The sequence below is a fragment of the Acinetobacter sp. S4400-12 genome (genome assembly GCF_024129495.1).
GTDB classification, from domain to species: domain Bacteria; phylum Pseudomonadota; class Gammaproteobacteria; order Pseudomonadales; family Moraxellaceae; genus Acinetobacter; species Acinetobacter lwoffii_C.
Genome location: NZ_JAMXYB010000072.1, coordinates 1 through 2086, shown reverse-complemented (window position 1 = coordinate 2086; position 2086 = coordinate 1). Strand labels below are relative to the sequence as shown.

The window sequence follows — 2086 nt, the reverse complement described above, 5'->3', positions numbered from 1 at the left end:
AAGAAATTTAAATCCTGTGCTTGACTCTTGCAGTTAAAAACAGGACATTTTAAATGGTTTATCGCATAGACATTTTAATTGGTGAATAACAAAAAAATGGGAGCTAAAAGCTCCCATTTTTTATTTTTGCTCATGTTCTTTATAGTACTGATGTGCTCTTTTGGAATTATGCTTCCAGCTTTTCGCAACGTCATAAACATAAGTTGGTAAATCATCCCAATCATGAGGCAGACCGGTACCACGTGCGACACGAAGTTTAAGCGGATAGTCCTTGTATTCAATACGATGCAGAAAATAAAAGCTACGCTCTTGGTGAGTGCTAAATTTCTTAAATACAGAACTTCTGACATTGGGATAGATTTCCCAAAAATAGTTATGGCGCTTACTCTGTATTGCTTGTTTGTAATGATGTTTCAGTTTTTTCATTTTTCCTCCTAGGTAACATTACCTAGAAGGGATCCTCTGCAAAATAATACATCATCTTTCATCCTACGAGTTACACATTCATATTTAAAAGTACCACAAAGTAGTATAAAACAAACTACTACAAGGTAGTATAAACACAAGCAATGTATACAATATGTGAAACCCCTTTATTTACCAAATACTGTCTTGTTTATTGGACTCAGGAAGAATATGAGGAATTTAAAACATTCTTGGCATTAAATCCTGAGGCCGGAGATGTCGAACCTAATTCGGGTGGCATTCGTAAGATCAGATGGACTAGCGGTGGTCGAGGCAAAAGTGGTGGTGTCAGAGTCATCTACTTTAATCGTTTAACAAATGGAGAGATTTGGTTATTAACTTTGTACAGTAAAAAGCAAACGGTACAACTTAGTAAGAAAACCCTTCAAGCATTGGTGGAGAAATTAAATGACTCGTTTAATGACTGAAAAAGAACTAGAAGCCTTTGAAGCAACAAGAGATATTGAAGCTGAAATCTTACAAGGCATCGATGATATGTTGGCAAATAATGCTGCAAAAAGAATAGTAATTACTGAAACAGATGTAGCTTTAGCACGTAGAAAGGCACAGCTGACACAAGAACAGTTTGCTAAGCTCCTTGGTGTTTCCAAACGTACATTAGAATCTTGGGAACAAGGTGTGAGAAGACCTTCTGGTGCAGCAACATCATTAATTAGGTTATTTATTGTTGATCCAACGTTTGTAAAGGAAAGTTTAGCTTAATTTACATAGCTATTAGTAGGGAGCTATTTCCTTTCAGTATATTTGAGCATGATTATGAAGCATTTAGGATTTGTAGGAAAATTGACTGAATATATTGGATATACTCATGTTGAAATTATTAATAGCTCTTTACGACTATCTTTCAAGGTATCATCGAGAAACAACTTAGAAGAAATGTTCAAAAAGATGGTTGAAAATAACTATGATGCACTTATGGCAACATCAGCCGAAATCGATTTTGAGTTAGATGCTGATGTTCTTGAAAAGGCTGAACAAGTTATTAAAGCTCATGGCGTGGAAGTAGAAGAATATATACAAAATATTCTGATTAAATTAATCAACGCAGATAAGTCAGTTACCACTGACCAACTTTAAGTTTAGGTAATAAAAAACCCCGGCATCCTGCCAGGGTTTCTCATATTGGGTTGCTAGGTATGACTCCTGTCTTACCTCACATCCTGGTGCGATCTTTCTTATTCTTGTTATTTGGAACATCCTGTTTTCTATGGCTTCATCATAGGAAATTTCCAATATTGCGGATAGCAGCAAAGGGCCGAGATTGGTGTGAGCCAGGGCGTACAAAATAGCCTAAATTTTATCCACAAAAATTGGGGATAATTTTAGATGCAAGAGTCTTGTTACTTGGGCGAAAATGCAAAAATTGAGTAGTTTTTAACCAATTTTATTGGCTAAATATTACAAAGTTGCTTAAAAACTCACCGACTTGTTGCAGAAGCTAATTTTTGTGCATTTTGTGCTCAATAGTGGGTTTTTAAGTTATTGATAAATAATACTATTCTAAAATACTGTTATTCACCAATTAAAATGTCTATGCGATAAACCATTTAAAATGTCCTGTTTTTAACTGCAAGAGTCAAGCACAGGATTTAAATTTCTT

4 protein-coding genes are annotated in these 2086 nt (G+C 35.0%); 3 read left to right on the top strand and 1 reads right to left on the bottom strand.

What is annotated here, in order from left to right; all coding sequences use genetic code 11:
* Window positions 1-120 precede the first annotated feature (120 nt).
* Window positions 121-426: a hypothetical protein gene (locus NI461_RS13895; protein WP_253153486.1), complete on the bottom strand. Its 306-nt coding sequence runs from the start codon at window positions 424-426 to the stop codon at window positions 121-123.
* Window positions 427-569: 143 nt separating this feature from the next.
* On the opposite strand from NI461_RS13895, the gene NI461_RS13890 reads away from it, so the two are divergent.
* Genes NI461_RS13890 through NI461_RS13880 form a run of 3 tightly spaced genes read left to right on the top strand, consistent with a single transcriptional unit; the run spans window position 570 to window position 1563 of the window.
* Window positions 570-893 carry a hypothetical protein gene (locus tag NI461_RS13890; protein WP_000288001.1) on the top strand — a complete coding sequence of 108 codons (324 nt, stop codon included), beginning with the start codon at window positions 570-572 and terminating at the stop codon, window positions 891-893.
* Window positions 874-1188 (top strand): helix-turn-helix domain-containing protein, encoded by a 315-nt coding sequence (locus tag NI461_RS13885; protein WP_180036204.1) that lies wholly within the window; start codon window positions 874-876, stop codon window positions 1186-1188. Before NI461_RS13890 ends, NI461_RS13885 begins: the two co-directional genes overlap by 20 nt.
* Window positions 1189-1242: 54 nt before the next feature.
* Window positions 1243-1563, top strand: coding sequence for a hypothetical protein (locus tag NI461_RS13880; protein WP_253157798.1), 321 nt, complete (start codon window positions 1243-1245; stop codon window positions 1561-1563).
* Window positions 1564-2086: the final 523 nt, after the last annotated feature.

Coding starts and splice junctions, on each gene's coding strand:
- NI461_RS13880 (WP_253157798.1), top strand. CDS start 1,243: ATGAAGCATTTAGGATTTGTAGGAAAATTGACTGAATATATTGGATAT.
- NI461_RS13895 (WP_253153486.1), bottom strand. CDS start 426: ATGAAAAAACTGAAACATCATTACAAACAAGCAATACAGAGTAAGCGC.
- NI461_RS13885 (WP_180036204.1), top strand. CDS start 874: ATGACTCGTTTAATGACTGAAAAAGAACTAGAAGCCTTTGAAGCAACA.
- NI461_RS13890 (WP_000288001.1), top strand. CDS start 570: ATGTATACAATATGTGAAACCCCTTTATTTACCAAATACTGTCTTGTT.